The sequence below is a fragment of the Variovorax sp. MSC1_012 genome (assembly GCF_023667525.1).
Lineage (GTDB): Bacteria > Pseudomonadota > Gammaproteobacteria > Burkholderiales > Burkholderiaceae_C > Variovorax > Variovorax beijingensis_B.
In genome coordinates this window covers 1,923,394-1,938,762 of sequence record NZ_CM174443.1, presented here as the reverse complement: position 1 = coordinate 1,938,762, position 15,369 = coordinate 1,923,394, and the positions used below count along the sequence as shown (strand labels likewise).

The 15,369-nt window shown below is 65.3% G+C and carries 18 protein-coding genes; 15 read left to right on the top strand and 3 right to left on the bottom strand.

The window, feature by feature from the left end; all coding sequences use genetic code 11:
• Nucleotide 1: 1 nt before the first annotated feature.
• The 8 genes from L1081_RS09155 (at nucleotide 2) to L1081_RS09120 (ending at nucleotide 7,640) form a co-directional block, all read left to right on the top strand.
• On the top strand, nucleotides 2–775 hold the full coding sequence (locus L1081_RS09155; RefSeq protein WP_489416132.1) for a class II aldolase/adducin family protein: 774 nt from the start codon (nucleotides 2–4) through the stop codon (nucleotides 773–775).
• A gap of 45 nt (nucleotides 776–820) precedes the next feature.
• Entirely contained in the window at nucleotides 821–1,660 is an 840-nt protein-coding gene (locus L1081_RS09150) for a TauD/TfdA family dioxygenase (RefSeq protein ID WP_489416131.1), read from the top strand.
• 65 nt (nucleotides 1,661–1,725) lie between these two features.
• A complete protein-coding gene (locus L1081_RS09145) occupies nucleotides 1,726–2,472 on the top strand; it encodes an FCD domain-containing protein (RefSeq protein ID WP_489416130.1) in 747 nt (248 codons plus the stop codon).
• 48 nt (nucleotides 2,473–2,520) lie between these two features.
• Nucleotides 2,521–3,354 (top strand): SDR family oxidoreductase, encoded by an 834-nt coding sequence (locus L1081_RS09140; protein ID WP_489416129.1) that lies wholly within the window; start codon nucleotides 2,521–2,523, stop codon nucleotides 3,352–3,354.
• Nucleotides 3,351–4,526 carry a pyridoxal phosphate-dependent aminotransferase gene (locus L1081_RS09135; RefSeq protein ID WP_489416128.1) on the top strand — a complete coding sequence of 392 codons (1,176 nt, stop codon included), beginning with the start codon at nucleotides 3,351–3,353 and terminating at the stop codon, nucleotides 4,524–4,526. The genes L1081_RS09140 and L1081_RS09135 overlap by 4 nt, the downstream gene beginning before the upstream one ends.
• 8 nt (nucleotides 4,527–4,534) lie before the next feature.
• A complete protein-coding gene (locus L1081_RS09130; RefSeq protein WP_489416127.1) occupies nucleotides 4,535–5,416 on the top strand; it encodes an alpha/beta fold hydrolase in 882 nt (293 codons plus the stop codon).
• A complete protein-coding gene (locus tag L1081_RS09125) occupies nucleotides 5,416–6,690 on the top strand; it encodes a hydantoinase/carbamoylase family amidase (protein WP_489416126.1) in 1,275 nt (424 codons plus the stop codon). The genes L1081_RS09130 and L1081_RS09125 overlap by 1 nt, the downstream gene beginning before the upstream one ends.
• Nucleotides 6,687–7,640, top strand: coding sequence for a cupin domain-containing protein (locus tag L1081_RS09120; protein WP_489416125.1), 954 nt, complete (start codon nucleotides 6,687–6,689; stop codon nucleotides 7,638–7,640). The genes L1081_RS09125 and L1081_RS09120 overlap by 4 nt, the downstream gene beginning before the upstream one ends.
• 14 nt (nucleotides 7,641–7,654) lie before the next feature.
• Here the strand turns inward: L1081_RS09120 and L1081_RS09115 are convergent, their stop codons facing one another.
• Nucleotides 7,655–7,933 carry a hypothetical protein gene (locus tag L1081_RS09115; RefSeq protein WP_489416124.1) on the bottom strand — a complete coding sequence of 93 codons (279 nt, stop codon included), beginning with the start codon at nucleotides 7,931–7,933 and terminating at the stop codon, nucleotides 7,655–7,657.
• Between the two features lie 168 nt (nucleotides 7,934–8,101).
• Nucleotides 8,102–8,305, bottom strand: a complete 204-nt coding sequence (locus L1081_RS09110; RefSeq protein ID WP_489416123.1) for a hypothetical protein — start codon at nucleotides 8,303–8,305, stop codon at nucleotides 8,102–8,104.
• A gap of 423 nt (nucleotides 8,306–8,728) precedes the next feature.
• Between L1081_RS09110 and L1081_RS09105 the strand changes: the two genes are divergently transcribed.
• From L1081_RS09105 to L1081_RS09090, 4 genes are all read left to right on the top strand, one after another.
• The gene (locus tag L1081_RS09105; protein ID WP_489416122.1) at nucleotides 8,729–9,721 is read left to right on the top strand and encodes a hypothetical protein; all 993 of its coding nucleotides are present in this window, start codon (nucleotides 8,729–8,731) and stop codon (nucleotides 9,719–9,721) included.
• 5 nt (nucleotides 9,722–9,726) lie between these two features.
• Entirely contained in the window at nucleotides 9,727–10,500 is a 774-nt protein-coding gene (locus tag L1081_RS09100; RefSeq protein WP_489416121.1) for a hypothetical protein, read from the top strand.
• A 75-nt stretch (nucleotides 10,501–10,575) separates the two neighbouring features.
• Nucleotides 10,576–10,713, top strand: coding sequence for a hypothetical protein (locus L1081_RS09095; protein ID WP_489416120.1), 138 nt, complete (start codon nucleotides 10,576–10,578; stop codon nucleotides 10,711–10,713).
• Between the two features lie 46 nt (nucleotides 10,714–10,759).
• Nucleotides 10,760–11,902 (top strand): ScoMcrA-related endonuclease, encoded by a 1,143-nt coding sequence (locus tag L1081_RS09090; RefSeq protein WP_489416119.1) that lies wholly within the window; start codon nucleotides 10,760–10,762, stop codon nucleotides 11,900–11,902.
• Between the two features lie 158 nt (nucleotides 11,903–12,060).
• Here L1081_RS09090 and L1081_RS09085 read toward each other — a convergent pair whose 3' ends face one another.
• Complete coding sequence (locus L1081_RS09085; RefSeq protein WP_489416118.1) at nucleotides 12,061–12,333, bottom strand: helix-turn-helix domain-containing protein; 273 nt, start codon at nucleotides 12,331–12,333, stop codon at nucleotides 12,061–12,063.
• A 305-nt stretch (nucleotides 12,334–12,638) separates the two neighbouring features.
• Here L1081_RS09085 and L1081_RS09080 point away from each other — a divergent pair, with 305 nt between their 5' ends.
• The 3 genes from L1081_RS09080 to L1081_RS09070 all read left to right on the top strand — a co-directional run bounded on the left by L1081_RS09080 (nucleotide 12,639) and on the right by L1081_RS09070 (nucleotide 15,362).
• A complete protein-coding gene (locus L1081_RS09080) occupies nucleotides 12,639–13,160 on the top strand; it encodes a cupin domain-containing protein (protein ID WP_489416756.1) in 522 nt (173 codons plus the stop codon).
• A 521-nt stretch (nucleotides 13,161–13,681) separates the two neighbouring features.
• Nucleotides 13,682–14,263, top strand: coding sequence for a hypothetical protein (locus L1081_RS09075; RefSeq protein WP_489416117.1), 582 nt, complete (start codon nucleotides 13,682–13,684; stop codon nucleotides 14,261–14,263).
• A gap of 55 nt (nucleotides 14,264–14,318) precedes the next feature.
• The gene (locus tag L1081_RS09070; protein ID WP_489416755.1) at nucleotides 14,319–15,362 is read left to right on the top strand and encodes a relaxase/mobilization nuclease domain-containing protein; all 1,044 of its coding nucleotides are present in this window, start codon (nucleotides 14,319–14,321) and stop codon (nucleotides 15,360–15,362) included.
• The last annotated feature ends 7 nt before the right edge of the window (nucleotides 15,363–15,369 follow it).

The window sequence follows — 15,369 nt, the reverse complement described above, 5'->3', positions numbered from 1 at the left end:
GATGACGACGAAGACAAATCCCGCGGCCTATCCGGCGAGCGAAGCCGCACTGCGCGTACAGCTCGCAGCGTGCTACCGGCTGGTGGCGCACTTCGGCATGGACGACCTCATCTACAACCACATCTCGGCGCGCGTGCCGGGGCCGGCCCACCACTTCCTCATCAATCCCTACGGACTGCTGTTCTCGGAGGTGACCGCTTCGTCGCTGGTGAAGATCGATCTCGACGGCAACAAGGTGGACGATACCGATGCAGAGGTCAACCAGGCCGGCTTCGTGATCCACAGCGCCATCCATGCAGGGCGGCCCGACGCGCTGTGCGTGCTGCACACCCACTCCGATGCCGGCACCGCGATCGCGGCGATGCCCAACGGCCTGGCACCGCTGAGCCAGTTCGCGATGCGCTACCAGGGTCACACGGCTTTCCACGACTACGAAGGCGTGGCGCTGGAGACCGGAGAGCGCGAGCGGCTGGTGCGCGACCTGGGCCCGCACAGCACGCTGGTGCTGCGCAACCACGGCATCCTGACGGTGGGCCGCACGATCCCCGAGGCCTTCATCCTCATGTACTACTTCGAGAAGGCGGCCAAGGTGCAGCTGCTGGCCCAGGGTGGACTCGCGCCGGGCGAGGCGCTGGTATATCCGCAGCCCGAAGTGAGCGCGCTGGCCGCGCGCCAGTTCACCGAATTTGCCGGCGACATCCTGCCGCCCGGCATGCGCGAATGGCCTGCGTTCCTGCGCATGCTGGACCGCACCCAGCCCGACTACAGGCTCTGAGGCTTGCTTCATTTTTTCTTCAATCCCGCAGACACGTTTCCTCCCATGCAACTTGAGAATCTCACCTCATTCATCGGCACCGAAGTGAAGGGCATCGACCTGCGCGAGCCGGTGAGCGACAGCGACTTCGCGGTACTGCGCGACACGCTCAACCAGCGCTCGCTGCTGCTGTTCCGCGGCCAGCGCATCAACGAGGCGCAGCACGTCGCGTTCTCGCGCCGCTTCGGTCCGTTGCTGGGCCATGTGCTCACCCAGTTCCTGAAGAAGGAGCATCCCGAGGTGTACGTGCTGTCCAACGTGTCGGAGAACGGCAAGCCCATCGGCAACCACAAGGAGGGCTGGAACTGGCATTCCGACCTCTCGTACAAGGCCGAGCCCTCGATGGGCGCGCTGCTCTACGCGCTCGAAGTGCCGCCCGTGGAGGGCGACACCTTCTTCGCCTCGATGCATGCCGCCTACGACGCGCTCGACAACGGCACGAAGGCCCGCATCCGCCACCTCACGGCCACCCACAGCTACGCCAACTATTACGGCAAGGCCTTTGCAGACCGCAACCCGCTCACGCCCGAGCAGCTCGCCGCCACGCCCGACGTGGTGCATCCGCTGGTGCGCACGCATCCCGAGACGGGCCGCCTGTCGCTCTACGTGGGCGAGGACGTCGTCAAGCAGATCGACGGCTTGCCGCCGGAGGAAAGCGCCGCGCTGCTGGCCGAGCTCAATGCCCACGCCATTTCGCCCGAGTTCAGCTATCGCCACAAGTGGCTCGCCGGCGATCTGCTGATCTGGGACAACCGCTGCACCATGCACCGCGCCACCCCCTATGACGACACGGCCTACCGCCGCGTGATGCACCGCACCACCGTGGCCGGCGACCGTCCCTTCTGAAGAAGCCGGCGATGGCAGGCGGTCCGGCGGCATCTCCCGACAACGACAACCACAAGAAAGAAGACATGAGCAGCATGGAACCCGACGAATCCGATACCGCCCAGCCCGCGGCGCTGCGCGGCCGCGACCGGCAGCGCGTGAAGGGCGGCGCCACGCTGTCCGACGAGCTCAAGGACACGCTCGAAGACCTGATCGTGAGCGGCGTACTCAAGCCCGGCACGCGGCTCGACGAGGCCGAGCTGTCGGAGCGCTTCAAGGTGTCGCGCACGCCGGTGCGCGAGGCGCTCAAGGCGCTGGCAGCCACCGGCCTGGTGGACCTGCGCAGCCGCCAGGGCGGCGTGTGCGTGGCGCGCATCTCGCTGCCGATGCTGATCGAGATGTTCCAGATGATGGCGGTGATGGAAGGCCTGTGCGCCAAGTTCGCGGCGCGTCGCGCCACCGAGGTGCAGAAGGCGCGCATGGGCGCGCTGCACGACGAGCTCACGAGCATTCTTGCTTCGGGCGACCACTCGCGCTTCTACGACGTGAACCAGGATTTCCACGACGCGCTGTACGAGGCTTCCAACACCCACTACCTGGCCGAGCAGACGCGCGCACTCCGAAAGCGCGTGCGCGTCTACCGGCGCTACGTGACCTTCCAGCCCGGCCGGATGACGGCCACCATCGGCGAGCACGGCGCCATCCTCGACGCGATCCGCCGCAACGATCCGAAAGCTGCATTCAACGCCGCCATCGATCACGTGAGCCTGCTCGAGGACGACATCGTCGACCTGATCGCGGCGCTGTCCGAACAGGACGCCGGCGCAAGCTGACTCACCTCTCCAACCTATTTCCCTGATCGCATCCCAGGACCCGAATCCATGAAACTCGAACTCGAAGGCAAGACCGTCCTCATCACCGGCGCCTCCAAGGGCATTGGCCTTGCAGCCGCGCACGCATTCGCCGCCGAAGGCTGCCACCTGCACCTGGCGGCGCGCGACGGCGTTGCGCTCGCGGCCGCGAAGGAAGAGATCGAGAAGATCCATCCGATCAACGTGAAGGTCCATCCGATGGACCTGGCGGCGGCCGGTGCCATGAACCTGCTTGCCGAGGCGGCGGGCCACGTCGACATCCTCGTGAACAATGCGGGCGACATTCCCTCGGGCCCGATCGAGTCGCTCGACTTCGCGGCCGTGCGGCGCGGCTTCCAGCTCAAGGTGCTGGGCTACATGGAATTGAGCCAGATCTACTACGCACGCATGAAGGCCGCGGGCGGCGGCGTCATCGTCAACGACATCGGCAACTCCGGCGAAAACTGGGACGCCAACTATATCGCCGGCTCCACCGGCAATGCCGCCGTCATGGCCTTCACGCGCGCGCTCGGCGGCGTGAGCCTGGACGACGGCATCCGCGTGGTGGGCGTGAACCCCGGCCCGGTGGCGACCGACCGCATGGTCAAGCTCATGAAGCGCCGCGCGCTCGACACCCACGGAGACGAAGGCCGCTGGGAAGAGCTGTTCGACAACTACCCCGGCGGCCGCCCGGCCACGCCCGAGGAGGTCGCGGAACTGATGGTGTTCCTGGCGTCGCCGCGCGCGGGCTACATCACCGGCACGGTGGTGACCATCGACGGCGGGATTGCGGCGCGCGGCTCGATCATCAAGACCAGCAAGAAGGTCATCGAGGCCGAGCAGGCCCGCAGGATTGCGGCATGAATGCGGCGCTGAACCCCGTGGCGGCCGTGCCTTCCGTGACCAGCGACGCTGAAACCCGCAACCAGTACTTCGACCGCCTGTTCACCAACCCGGACCTGATGTGGCTGGGCCAGAACACCAACCACTTTCCGCTGCATCCTGCCGTGCGCAAGGCGCTGCACGACGCCATCGACGACGAGAGCTTTCACGCCTACGCGCCGCCGCTGGGCATGGAAGCGCTGCGTGCGGCCATCGTGGCCGACCTGGGCGTGCCCGATCAATCGGCGGTGGTGGCCGACGGCGCGGTGTCTGCGCTGGCGCTGGCCTGCCGTGCCTTTTGCAAGGAAGGCAAGGGCTTTGTCACCACCGATCCCGGCTGGAAATGGCCGCTGCAGTTTGCGGCCAAGGCCGGCTCGGTGGTCACCGAGATTCCGATCTACGGGCCCGAATACGGCTTCAAGCTCTCGGCCGACGCACTCGCCGCATCGACCGACGAGAACACCGCGGTCATCTACCTGGTGGACCCGAACAACCCGCTCGGCACCACCTACAGCGAAGACGAGATCCGTGCCTTCGCAATGCGTGCACGAGAAGTCGGCGCCGTGCTGATCCACGACTGCACCTACCGCGACTTCGCCGACAGCCACACGCTGGCTTCGCGCTTCTATCCCGAAGGCACTGTGACGATCGTTAGCTTCTCGAAGTGGCTGGGCCTGGCCGGGCTGCGGCTGGGCGCGCTCGTCGCGTCGCCTGAATTGCTCGCACGCATCCTGCCGCACTCGCAGGCGCCGCTGGGCGCCAGCGTGCTCGCGCAGCGCGCGGCCATTGCGGGCCTTGCCGTGAAGGACGAGTGGATGGCCGAGGTCATTGCGCAGCAGCGCGAGAACCAGCGAATGATCGTCGAGGCCTTCGCAGAACTGCCCGGCTTCGAGGTGCCGGTGTTCCCGTCGCAGGCCAACTTCATCGTGGTCGAGTGCAGCGGCGCAGGCGTGACGCCCGAGGCGCTGGTGACCGCGCTGGGCGAGCACGACATCATGGTGCGGCAGGGCACGTACCACACGCCGCGCTTCGGCCATCGTTTCGTGAAGATATCGACCACCGTGCCCAAGGCCTGGGCGCAGGCCCTGTGCGACGTGCTGCCGCAAGCCGTGGAGCGTGCGCGCAGCCTGCCCGCCACCGCGGCGCTTTTCTGAGGAACGCCATGAGCTTCGCCACCACCGCGGACGGCATCCGCCTGTACTACGAAACCGCCGGCACCGGCACGCCCATTGTGTTCGTGCACGAGTTCGGCGGCGACCATCGCAGCTGGGAGCCGCAGATGCGCTACTTTGCGCGCCGCCATCAGTGCGTGACCTTCGGCGCGCGCGGCTATCCGCCCTCGGAGGTGCCGAAGGACACGGAGCGCTACTCGCAGGCCATTGCCGCGGACGACATCGCCGCCGTCATGGATGCGCTGCAACTGCCGCGCGCGCATATCGTCGGCCTTTCGATGGGCGGCTTCGCGACGCTGCACTTCGGCCTGCGCCACAGCGGGCGAGCGGCTTCGCTGGTGATTGCCGGCGCGGGCTACGGCGCCGAGAAGGAACACGAAGAATATTTCCGCGGCGTCTCGCTGGAAGTGGCGAAGCAGTTCGAAGTCCAAGGTGCAGAACGCTTCGCGCGCACCTATTCGCTGGGTGCGAGCCGCGTGCAGTTCCAGAACAAGGACCCGCGCGGCTGGCAGGAATTTGCGACCTGGCTCGGCCAGCACGACGCGGTCGGAGCGGCCAACACCATGCGCGGCGTGCAGGTGCGGCGTCCGTCGATCTACGACCTGGAGGCCGAACTGCGCGTGATGAGCGCACCTTCGCTGGTGGTAGTCGGTGACGAGGACGATCACTGCCTGCAGCCCGGCATCTTCCTCAAGAAGACCATTCTGGCCTGCGGCCTGGCCGTGATGCCGAAGACCGGCCACACGCTCAACCTGGAAGAGCCGGCCGCGTTCAATGCCTTGCTCGCGGAGTTCTTCGCGCAGGTCGAGGCTGGCCAGTGGAAGCCGCGCGATCCGCGCGCGCTGCCCAGCCAGATCATGAAGACCGACTGATGGCGCAGGCAACGTCGCAGCGCACACTGGCCGCGTGCCGCGTCAATGCCGACCGCCTCTGGCAGCGGCTCATGGCGCTTGCACGCTGCGGCGCCACCGCCGGAGGCGGCGTCGATCGGCAGGCGCTCAGCACGGAAGAGGTCGAGTCCTGGCACCTGATGATCGGCTGGGCCAGGGCGGCGGGGCTGGAACCCGCGACCGATGCAGCGGGCAATCTCTTCATCGCGCTGCCCGGCCTCGATCGAGAGGCGCCGCCCGTCCTCGCGGGCAGCCATCTCGACAGCCAGCCCGGCGGCGGCCGCTTCGACGGTGTGTACGGCGTGCTTGCGGCGCTCGAGGTGCTGACCGTGCTCGCGGAGCAGGGCGTCCGTCCGCCGATGGACATCGTCTGCGTGGCGTGGATGAACGAAGAGGGCTCGCGCTTCGCGCCCGGCATGATGGGCTCCGAAGCTTTCGCTGGCGTCCGCACCCTCGAGGCCGTGCGCGCGGCGCGCGATGCCGATGGCGTCTCGGTGGCCGAGGCACTCGATGCCTTGCATGCCGCGTTCCCGTCGCTGCGGCGCAGGCCGCTTGGCTTTTCGTTGAAGGCCTACGTGGAAGCCCACATCGAACAGGGCCCCATGCTCGAGGCGGAGGGCCGGGTGATCGGCGTCGTCACCGGCATCCAGGGCAAGAAGACATTCGACGTCGTGATCGATGGTGAGCGGGGCCACGCGGGCACGCTCGCCATGGCCGGCCGGCGCGACGCGCTCGCCGCCTTCGCGCGCATCGCTGCGGCGTGCTACAGCGAGATCGGCGGCCATGACGAGGCGGTGAAGTTCACCATCGGGCGGCTCCAGGTCGAACCGAATGCGCCCTCGGTGGTGCCCGAGCGCGTCACGCTGCGCATCGATCTGCGCCACCCCGACAACGACGTGCTCGACCTGCTGGGCCAGCGACTGGTCGCGCTCTGCGGCATGCATGCCGCACCTTGCAGGGCCACGGCGACTCGGCTGGTCGATGCGCCATCCAATGCCTTCGATCCCGCGCTGCAGGCGGTCATTGCAGCCGCGGCGCAACAGCTTGGGGAGCCGCACACGCCCATTCTTTCCGCCGCGGGCCACGACGCGCGCCATATGGCGGCGCTGTGCCCGAGTGCGATGATCTTCATTCCCTGCCGCGGCGGCGTGAGCCATGCGGAGCACGAGTGGGCCGAGCCGGCGCATGTGGCGGCCGGTGCCGATGTGCTGCTGCGCGTGCTGCTGCCGTTTGCGGGTTGCGGGGAGGGCGCTTGAAGAGGAACGAGCCGATCACCGACATGGCGGATCTGCCGGCGCAGCGGCCCGCAGTGCCAGCGACCGCCGCGCAGGCCCGGGCACGCTACTTCAACTCCGGCAATGCATTCAACGTGAAGCTGCCCGAAGTGCCCGCACGGCTCTTCGCGCCACCGCGCGCAGATGCGTTCGGCGTTTTCGATTGCGACCAGTCCGATGCGCTGGGCTGCGGTTTTGCGGCCACCACGCCGCTCATGCTCGCGCGCTACATGCGCGTTGCGCCCGGCGAGGCGCTGCCACTCGATGTGCACGCCACCGGCTCGGTCTGGTACGTGATTTCAGGCAGCGGAGAGCTTGGCGGCATGGCCGAAGGTCTTGCATTCGGCGCGGGCGACGTCTTCCTGCTGCCCGCGGCACAGGGCTACCGGCTCAGCGCCGGTCCCGCAGGCGCATTGCTGTGGACCGTGGGCAACGAGCCGCAGCTGGCCTTCGACGGGTCGCAGCCACCTGCGGCTTCGAGCGCGCCTATCGATGCAGTGCACTATCCCGCCGACGAGATCGAACGGCAGTTCGAGCTGATCTTCTCGATGGCCACGAGCGATGCAACCTCGGGCCGTGCGCTGATTTTTTCGTCCGACCGGCAGGAGGCCGCACGCAACCTGACGCCCACGCTGACATTGAGCTTCAACACCCTGGAGCCGCAGGCGCACCAGCGATCGCACCGCCACAATTCCGCGGCCGTCACGCTGGTGGTGCGGGGCGAGGCATGCCATTCGATGGTCGGCGGGGTGCATTGCCAATGGGAGCGATGGGCGACCCTTGTCACGCCGCCGGGCGCGCCACATTCGCATCACAACGCAGGCATGAAGGGCGCACGCTTCCTGATCGTGCAGGATGGCGGATTGCACTATCACGCGCGGACGATGGGATTCGAGTTCCTGGAAGCGGTGGCGCAGGCGGGTGCGGCCTGAACCGGGCCAGACGATCAACCGGCCGGATCGTGCCGGCAAGGAAGTACGAAGGCGACCGAAGGCAGATCAGGGTGCGGCCCGTCGCCCGATCCGAAGTAGCGCGCGGCAGCGCGTCCCAGGTTCGTGACCTCGTGCACCGTCGCAGAGGGCGGCACCGCGCCTTGCGGCGGCGAGAACGCCACCTTGATGTATCCGGCATCCCGCAAATCCTTGAGCCGGTCTATTTCAGACGGACTGTAGAACCGCGTCGGCAGCCGCGTCATGAGGATCTGCTTGAAAAGCGCATGCGCCACGTTACGTCTCCCGACCTGAGGGTGATGGGGGTGACAAGGGCGCGCATCATCCCGCGTGCCGGTCCGGTTCGGAAGATACGCCGGTCGATGCTGCCTATCGATTCCACGTTCGGCATAGGCCTAGGCATGCGGGTAGCGGGGAGCCGGCCCTCGAAAGTAGCCTTCTCCTTAGCGGGATTTGGCCGGGCTGGCGTTCTCCTGGGCCGGCGCCACGGCGCCGCTTGCAGGAACGTTGCCCGGTCCTTTCGATGGATCGGTGATGCCGTAGAAGAAAAGCACCGCCACGACGATGACCGCAATGACGGCCAGCAGGATCCACATCAGGCGGCGGCCGATGTCGCCTTGCTTGTGGTGCTCTTGTTTGGTTGCCATGGAACCGAGCCTGAACCCGCAAGGCGACGGTGCCATGTCGTTTTGGCGCCTCTTGCTGACGGTGGATTTCCTACGCTGCCTCGCCTCGGGTGGGCGAAGAGGAGCAGCAAAATGGCCCCGGAGGGGATCGAATATTCGGCTAGAGACCGCATGGGAGCTCGCTTCTGGCGGTTCTGATGGCATTGGGTACCTACAAAAATACCGACAAAATCTGAGGCCTGTCGTCATGTCGCACGTTTGCCACGCGCAACCGCTGGTCCAGGAATTGTGCGAGGGAATAGCGAGTCCTCGTTCCGATTATGTCTGGTTTCTCGGACGGCTCGGCATGGGGCCGGGAACAGTCAATAGCGCCATGATAACGCAAGTTTGCACGATAACAGTGAGTGTGTTATCGTGCGGAACTAAAGTTATTCAGGATGAGCCTTGCCAACCCTCGCGACCGCCGTTCTGCGCTACCTCCATGAGGTCCTGGGCATTGAAGCGCCAGCCGTGACGCCGTGGGCGCGTGCAAACGAACTGCCGTACTTCCTTCGCGATGCCTTCCAGTTCAGCGAGTTCGAACTGCTGGGGCAGCCCATTGTCCTGGCGATAGGGCGCGCGGAGGCCAAGCAGTCCCTCAGCGAAGTCCGGACCTGGCTGGACAAGGTTCAGGCCCTGGCCGGTCAGCCGGCGGTCTACGTCACCGATGCACTGGCCTCCTACGACCGTCGACGCTTGATCGAGCAAAAAGTCCCGTTTATCGTGCCGGGCAACCAACTCTATCTGCCGGACCTAGGTCTGGACCTGCGCGAGTATTTTCGGCAGCGCGCGCCGGCCACGGAAGCGCTGAGCCCTTCCGCGCAAGCCATGCTGATCACCGCCTTGCTGCGCCAGCCGTGGCAATCCGATTGGCAGCCCTCCAAGGTCGCAGTCGCCTTGGGCTACACGCCCATGACACTGTCACGCGCGGTCAAGGAACTGACTGCGGCCGGGCTGGCTACGGCATACACAATCGGCCGCTCGCGCTGGCTGCGAATGGAACTCCCGCCGGAGCAGGTCTGGGAGCGTGCGAAGCCCGCACTGCGGACGCCCGTCAGGCGTACGGTCTGGGTGGCCGCCCATGGCATCGTTGCACACCGGCCCAGCCGCCTCGCGGGTCTGAGCGCGCTCGCGCGCTATTCCATGCTGACCGAGCCGAAACGGCCGGTGTTTGCGTTGACCGCCGCTGACTGGAAGGCTGCGACGGATGCCGGCGTTCGCGAGTTGCCTGAACCTGAAGCGAGCGCCCAAGAATGGCAGCTGTGGAGCTACAGCCCGGCGTTGGTGCCAGACGCCAACACGGTGGACCCGCTCTCGCTGACGCTCAGCCTGCAGGAGAACGCCGACGACCGAATCCAGCTCGCACTGGATGAACTGAAAGGACAACTTCCATGGTGAGAGGCTTGGACATTTTCCAGGAGCGGTTTGCGGCATACGTCGACCAGTACGTCCTGATTGGCGGCACGGCCGCGACCTTGACGATGGAGGAGGCCGGGCTGGAATTCCGAGCCACCAAAGACCTGGACATCGTCCTGCATGTGGAGGCACTGACCCCGGCATTTGGCGAGGCCTTCTGGAAATTTGTCGAGGACGGCGGCTATGAAATCCGTCAGGCCAGCGACACCGGAAAACCAATCTTCTATCGGTTCCAGAAGCCCGCTGATGCTCGCTACCCGGCGATGGTCGAGCTGTTTGCGAGAGCCCCCGACGGATTGCAACCGGCTGATGGCAGTCAGCTGACACCAATACCACTCGACGAAGCCGTCTCCAGCTTGTCTGCCATCTTGCTAGACGAGGTCTACTACGCATTCATCATGGCTGGGCGCCGCGAAGTCGATGGCCTGCCCTGGGTCGGTGAAGACCGCCTGATCCCGCTCAAGGCCGTCGCGTGGCTGGAACTCGCGGCGCGAAAAGAGCAGGGCGCCAAGGTGGACGCCAAGGACGTGCGCAAGCACCTCAACGATGTTCTGCGCCTTTCACAACTGCTCGCGCCCGCCACACGCATCGCGGTCGATGAAAAGATCAGCGCCGACATGACGCGGTTCCTTGTTGCCGTTGCTGCGGACACGTCCATCGACCCGAAAACGCTGCAGCTCGGCAACGTCGCCGTCGCCGAATTGGTAGCCCGTATAGCCCAAGCATACGAAATTGAACTGCCTGCGCAGGCGGCGGGATGACGGACGAGAAGTCAAGCGGAGCGGATCGATGGGCAGCTAGTCTGACCGGAACTCACAAAGAACGGAGGAGGAGTCATGGCATTGTTCAAGGCTTGGTGCGCTGGCACCGAGGACAAAAGCAAGAAGAAGACATTCCGAACGTACTTGGAAAAAGGTGGCGGCCGTGCAGCCGTTCTTACGCAGCTGGGCGAAGCCGTCAGGACGCCAGGCTGACCGGATCGCTGACGATGTCGCCTGAGGCGGCTCTTCCCAAACGCTGATGGCTGTTGAACTTTCGCGCCTCCAAAGTCCCGCTGCCATTCAAGCCGCACTGGACGAGTTTTCCCGCGTCGGTCGAACGGCGTTTCTGGCGCGGTACGGGTTTGGAAAGTCGCGCGATTTTCTGGTTCGCGATGGGAAAACCGGGCAGTTGTGCGATTCCAAAGCCATCGTGGGGGCCGCTTTCGGCCATCAATTTCCTGACGAGGGCCCGCTTAAACCTGCGGACTTTTCCGGCGGTGAGGCCACCGTCGTTCCCAAGCTGCAGCGCCTCGGCTTCGAGGTCGTGCGCATCGGCGAGGACTGGACCGCGGACGAGGTGCAGGCCACGGTCACTTCCTATTTCGAGATGCTCCGGCTGGAAGCGGCGCAGCAGCGCTACACCGAGACGGAGTTCAATGTGCAGCTTCGCCAACAGTTGCGCGGGCGCAGCAAGGGCTCGGTTGAGCTGAAGTACCAGAACATCAGTGCCGTCTTGCACGACCTCGAACTGCCCTTTGTCCGCGGCTACAAGCCTCGTAGCAACGCGCAACTCCTGCTGCGACAGGCGGTGCAGCAATTCGTCTTGGCTCAACCGGGCTTGATGTCTCAGATTGTCGATGCGATGGAGGAGGTCAAGACGCCAGGCCAACAGGCTTTTCACGCCTCCTTGGTGGGACCTCCGAACCTTGAGACCGTGGTGGAGGTGGCCGAGCGAGGGCCTAAAGTGAGGTTCCCGCGCAAAACGAACTGGGCTCAGCGCGACGAAGCGAACCGAAATCTCGGCCGGGCCGGCGAACAGTGGGTCATCGGGTTCGAACAGCGGCGGCTCGCAGACGCGGGGCATCCGGAACTGTTCCAGCAGTTGGACTGGGTTTCAGATCGTCTCGGCGACGGGATTGGCTACGACATCCTCTCGCATGAACGGCCCGGCGAGCATCGCTTCATCGAAGTCAAGACCACCAACGGTGGCCATGCCTCCTCCTTCATCATCAGTCGCAACGAGTTGGACTTCGCCGCAGAAGCCGAAGAGGCGTTTCATCTCTATCGTGTGTTTCAGTTCCGCGAAGAGCCGAAGCTTTACATCCTCAAGGGCAGCCTGGAAGACCAGGTTCATCTGGAGCCCATTGACTATCGAGCGTCGTTCCGGCGGGTGGTCGGGTGATCTGCAGCGGCTGAAAAGTCTTGTCCCTTTTGCGCTTGCCTCCTGAGCAGGCCTTGGGGCAGATCGCCGACGCGCTCCGACTTCGGAGCCGGTCAGCGGCATCTACAGAGATGGCTTCAATCGGAGTAGCGATTGCCATGGATGATCGGCGAGATCTCCTATTCGGCCGTCGACTTGGTCCGCAGCTCTTTCTTGTAGCGCTTCATCAAGGAACTCATGAGTTCCGACGGCTCTACCTCGAGCCCATTGCACAAGAAGATGAGACTGGTCAATGAAGGGCTGGTAGTGGCCGTCTCCAATTTGGCAATGAATGTGCGATTGAGGCCCGACGCAAAACCGAGCTCTTCCTGATTGAACCCGCGCACTGCCCGCCGAGCCTTCAGCTCGGCCGCAAAGGCTTTCAGTAGTGCGGGATCCTGCGTCGATCGCATGCAACGAATCTCGCTGCATGGACTTCTTTATGCACCCGCTTGTATGGTACATAATGAGTTGGACATCTGCGTTTCTAATTTCGCAATGGACCGCTCCTCCTGCGGGTTGCCTCTGTTGCCGAGATTCAAAGCTCTTACCGCTGCCAACGAATCCAATGACGCGTCGACAAGTCGCTTCACCTCTGCCAACGACCCGACCTCTGCGGCTGCCGGTCTCGGTGACGCGTGTCCGGCCGCGGCAGCCGGCGCATGTCGTGCGCAGCCTGTCCGCGGTACGCATTGGGACGCAGGTGAGGGCGCTGCGCATGGCAGCCGAGGTGTCTGGCGGCGAACTGGCCAAGACCTCGGGGATTTCTGCCTCGATGCTCTCGCGCATCGAGCGCGGTCTGGTCTCGCCTTCGGTCGAGACCTTGGAGCGCCTCGCGCAGGGCCTGCATGTGCCGACCTCACGCTTCTTCAGTGATCAGGCGCGGCGCACTGACTTTTGCCATGTGCGTGCAGGACATGGTGTCTTGGTCGATCGGATCGGCGCCGTGGCGGACTACCGCTACGAGCTGCTGGGCCACCTGCTGTCGGGCAATCTGTTCGTCGAGCCCTATCTGGTCACGCTGCTGCCCGGTGCCGATCCCTACGTGACCTTTCAGCACCCGGGCCTCAAGTTCCTGTACTTCTTGTCCGGGGAGGTCAGCTACCGTTACGGCGGCAGGACTGCGGAGGTGAGGGCAGGGGATTCGCTGCTGTTCGATGCGACCGCACTCCATGGGATCGAGGCCATTCAGACCCAGCCGGTCTCTTACCTGTCAGTGGTGTTCACGCTGCGAGAGTAGGTTGTTCTTGGCGGCCCTGCCGCGCTGCGGGGCGACGCCGATGCCCATTCGATGGTTCCCCTGCGAATTCGCTACGTGCCGAATTCACCTCTCCGTCCTTAGCTTTCTCTCGGTGTTCGGCATGCCGAACACCGAGAAAGTCTCGAACGGTAGCAACAGCGAAGGTCTTCTGCTTGATGGAGCCGTGAGGAAATTTATGCGGCGGCCGGACGGGCCCGCTCTGCGAGCGGAATGAATTTTCGATTTCGGCAGCCTGGACGCGGCGGTCGCAGGACGATGTCGAAACTTCGAGGGCAACGTCTTTGTGGGGCTACGAGGGCGGGATCGTTCCGTCTACCTCCGGAATGTTCGGCATGCCGAACATCGATGGTGGTCTTCGAACTGCCGATCGACCGCAACGCTCCGGGAGCGGCGAAACAGCGAGGGGAGTTCGACACTGGAATTCCGAGGGCAAGGTCCTTGTGCGGCTATGAGGGCAGGATAGACTGCCGTCAGACATTGTTAACAGCCATGGCGTTGCAATGACCCAGTCCTCTCGACCCAGCCGCGTGATCGGAACCCGGGTGCCGCCCGATACCAGGGCGCGCTTCGCCGCGCTGGCGGCGCGTCATCACCTCAGTGCGTCGACTCTGCTCGCGAAGATGGTCGACGAGGTCCTCAAAACCAACGGCGACATCTCGCTGGGCTCGGGTGGTCAGCGCTCCCTACGCGAGACGGAAAACAGCGTTGGCCTGGCGGATCGCATCACGCTGCGGCTTCGCCAAGGCGATCGCGCGCTGGCGGCAGAGCGAGCCCGTGTCCGTGGGATGAAGACAGCCAGCTACCTCGCCCTGCTGATCCACAACCATGTGCGTGACGCGGCCGTGCTGCCGCCGAACGAACTGGACCAGATCAAAGCGACCGTCGCCCGACTGGCCGCGCTGGGGCGGCAGCTTCGAATGTTCGGCATGCCGAACACGCTGCCGGAGCCGGTGGCACCGGACCTCGGCGAAGCGATCGCGCGGGTCCGGCAGGAAGTCGAGCAGGCACGCGAAGCCGCGGCCGCCCTCGTGCGCCGCAACCTGGTCAGCTGGGAGACCGGCGCTGGGAGTGCCCGTGCCTGAACAGACGGCGCGCATCGGCCGAAGCGGCCGCGCCGCGGCCGATGCGCCGCGCGACATGGCGCTGGACATCGTGAGCTACGGTCGGCGTGGACCGGGTGGCGCGCTGCGCTTCGGCGCCGACCAGATTGCACAGATCCAGCGCACGGTGGGGCGCACGCCCGAGGTGATGGTGAAGGTCTCCGGCGGCGCACGGGACGTCGGCGGCGTCGAGGCCCATCTGCGCTACATCGGCCGGCACGGCAAGCTGCAGCTGGAAACCGACGAGGGACTGGCGCCGCAGGGCCGGGGTGCAGCCAAGGAGATCACGGCCGACTGGCAGCTGGCGCTTTGCAGAAGCCAGTACAAGCCTAAGCCTGCTCAGGGGCAGAGAGACACGCGTGCGAAGCTGGTGCACAACATCGTCCTGTCCATGCCCGCCGGCACGCCGCCGGACAAGGTACGGGCGGCGGCGCGTGTCTTTGCGCGCGAGAACTTCGCGCTGCAATATCGCTACGCCATGGTGCTGCACACGGACCAGCCGCACCCGCATGTGCACCTGGTGGTCAAGTGCGAACACGAGTTCGAGCCTGGCAAGCGCCTCTACATCCGAAAGGACACGCTGCGCCAGTGGCGCGAGCAGTTCGCCGCGCTGATGCGTGAGCAGGGCGTGGCGGCCAATGCCACGCCGCGCCAACTGCGAGGCCAGGCCCGCAAGCCCTACAGGGATGCGATCCATCACCGGCTCCGCGCGCTTCGGGCATTCGGCCAACTGCCGCCCAGCGACCGGACCGAGTATCGACCGCCGAAGACCTCGACCTTCATGCGCGCCAAGCTGGAGAGCGTGCTCCAGGCCTTACAGACAAAGCGAGGCATCCTGGATGCCGGCAAAGAGACCATGCAGCGCACGCGGCAGGAGGTGGTGGCGGATTGGCGCGCCACAGTGGATGCGCTCCGAAGACGGGGCGAGGCAGATCTTGCTGACCAAGTGGATCGCTTCACTGCGCGCATGCCCGCGGTGCAGACCGATGCGCAGTGGATCGCCGACCGCTGGAGACAGGCCGAGAAGAGCCGTGCGCCGGAGCACGCGCCCGCCAGTCCGCCTCAGCCGCATGTCCGGTGAGTGGCCG

Bases quoted from the DNA above. Each gene is read 5' to 3' on its own strand.
- L1081_RS09155 (WP_489416132.1), top strand. From the start codon at position 2: ATGACGACGAAGACAAATCCCGCGGCCTATCCGGCGAGCGAAGCCGCA.
- L1081_RS09150 (WP_489416131.1), top strand. From the start codon at position 821: ATGCAACTTGAGAATCTCACCTCATTCATCGGCACCGAAGTGAAGGGC.
- L1081_RS09145 (WP_489416130.1), top strand. From the start codon at position 1,726: ATGAGCAGCATGGAACCCGACGAATCCGATACCGCCCAGCCCGCGGCG.
- L1081_RS09140 (WP_489416129.1), top strand. From the start codon at position 2,521: ATGAAACTCGAACTCGAAGGCAAGACCGTCCTCATCACCGGCGCCTCC.
- L1081_RS09135 (WP_489416128.1), top strand. From the start codon at position 3,351: ATGAATGCGGCGCTGAACCCCGTGGCGGCCGTGCCTTCCGTGACCAGC.
- L1081_RS09130 (WP_489416127.1), top strand. From the start codon at position 4,535: ATGAGCTTCGCCACCACCGCGGACGGCATCCGCCTGTACTACGAAACC.
- L1081_RS09125 (WP_489416126.1), top strand. From the start codon at position 5,416: ATGGCGCAGGCAACGTCGCAGCGCACACTGGCCGCGTGCCGCGTCAAT.
- L1081_RS09110 (WP_489416123.1), bottom strand. From the start codon at position 8,305: ATGGCAACCAAACAAGAGCACCACAAGCAAGGCGACATCGGCCGCCGC.
- L1081_RS09095 (WP_489416120.1), top strand. From the start codon at position 10,576: ATGGCATTGTTCAAGGCTTGGTGCGCTGGCACCGAGGACAAAAGCAAG.
- L1081_RS09090 (WP_489416119.1), top strand. From the start codon at position 10,760: ATGGCTGTTGAACTTTCGCGCCTCCAAAGTCCCGCTGCCATTCAAGCC.
- L1081_RS09085 (WP_489416118.1), bottom strand. From the start codon at position 12,333: ATGCGATCGACGCAGGATCCCGCACTACTGAAAGCCTTTGCGGCCGAG.
- L1081_RS09080 (WP_489416756.1), top strand. From the start codon at position 12,639: ATGGCAGCCGAGGTGTCTGGCGGCGAACTGGCCAAGACCTCGGGGATT.
- L1081_RS09075 (WP_489416117.1), top strand. From the start codon at position 13,682: ATGACCCAGTCCTCTCGACCCAGCCGCGTGATCGGAACCCGGGTGCCG.
- L1081_RS09070 (WP_489416755.1), top strand. From the start codon at position 14,319: ATGGCGCTGGACATCGTGAGCTACGGTCGGCGTGGACCGGGTGGCGCG.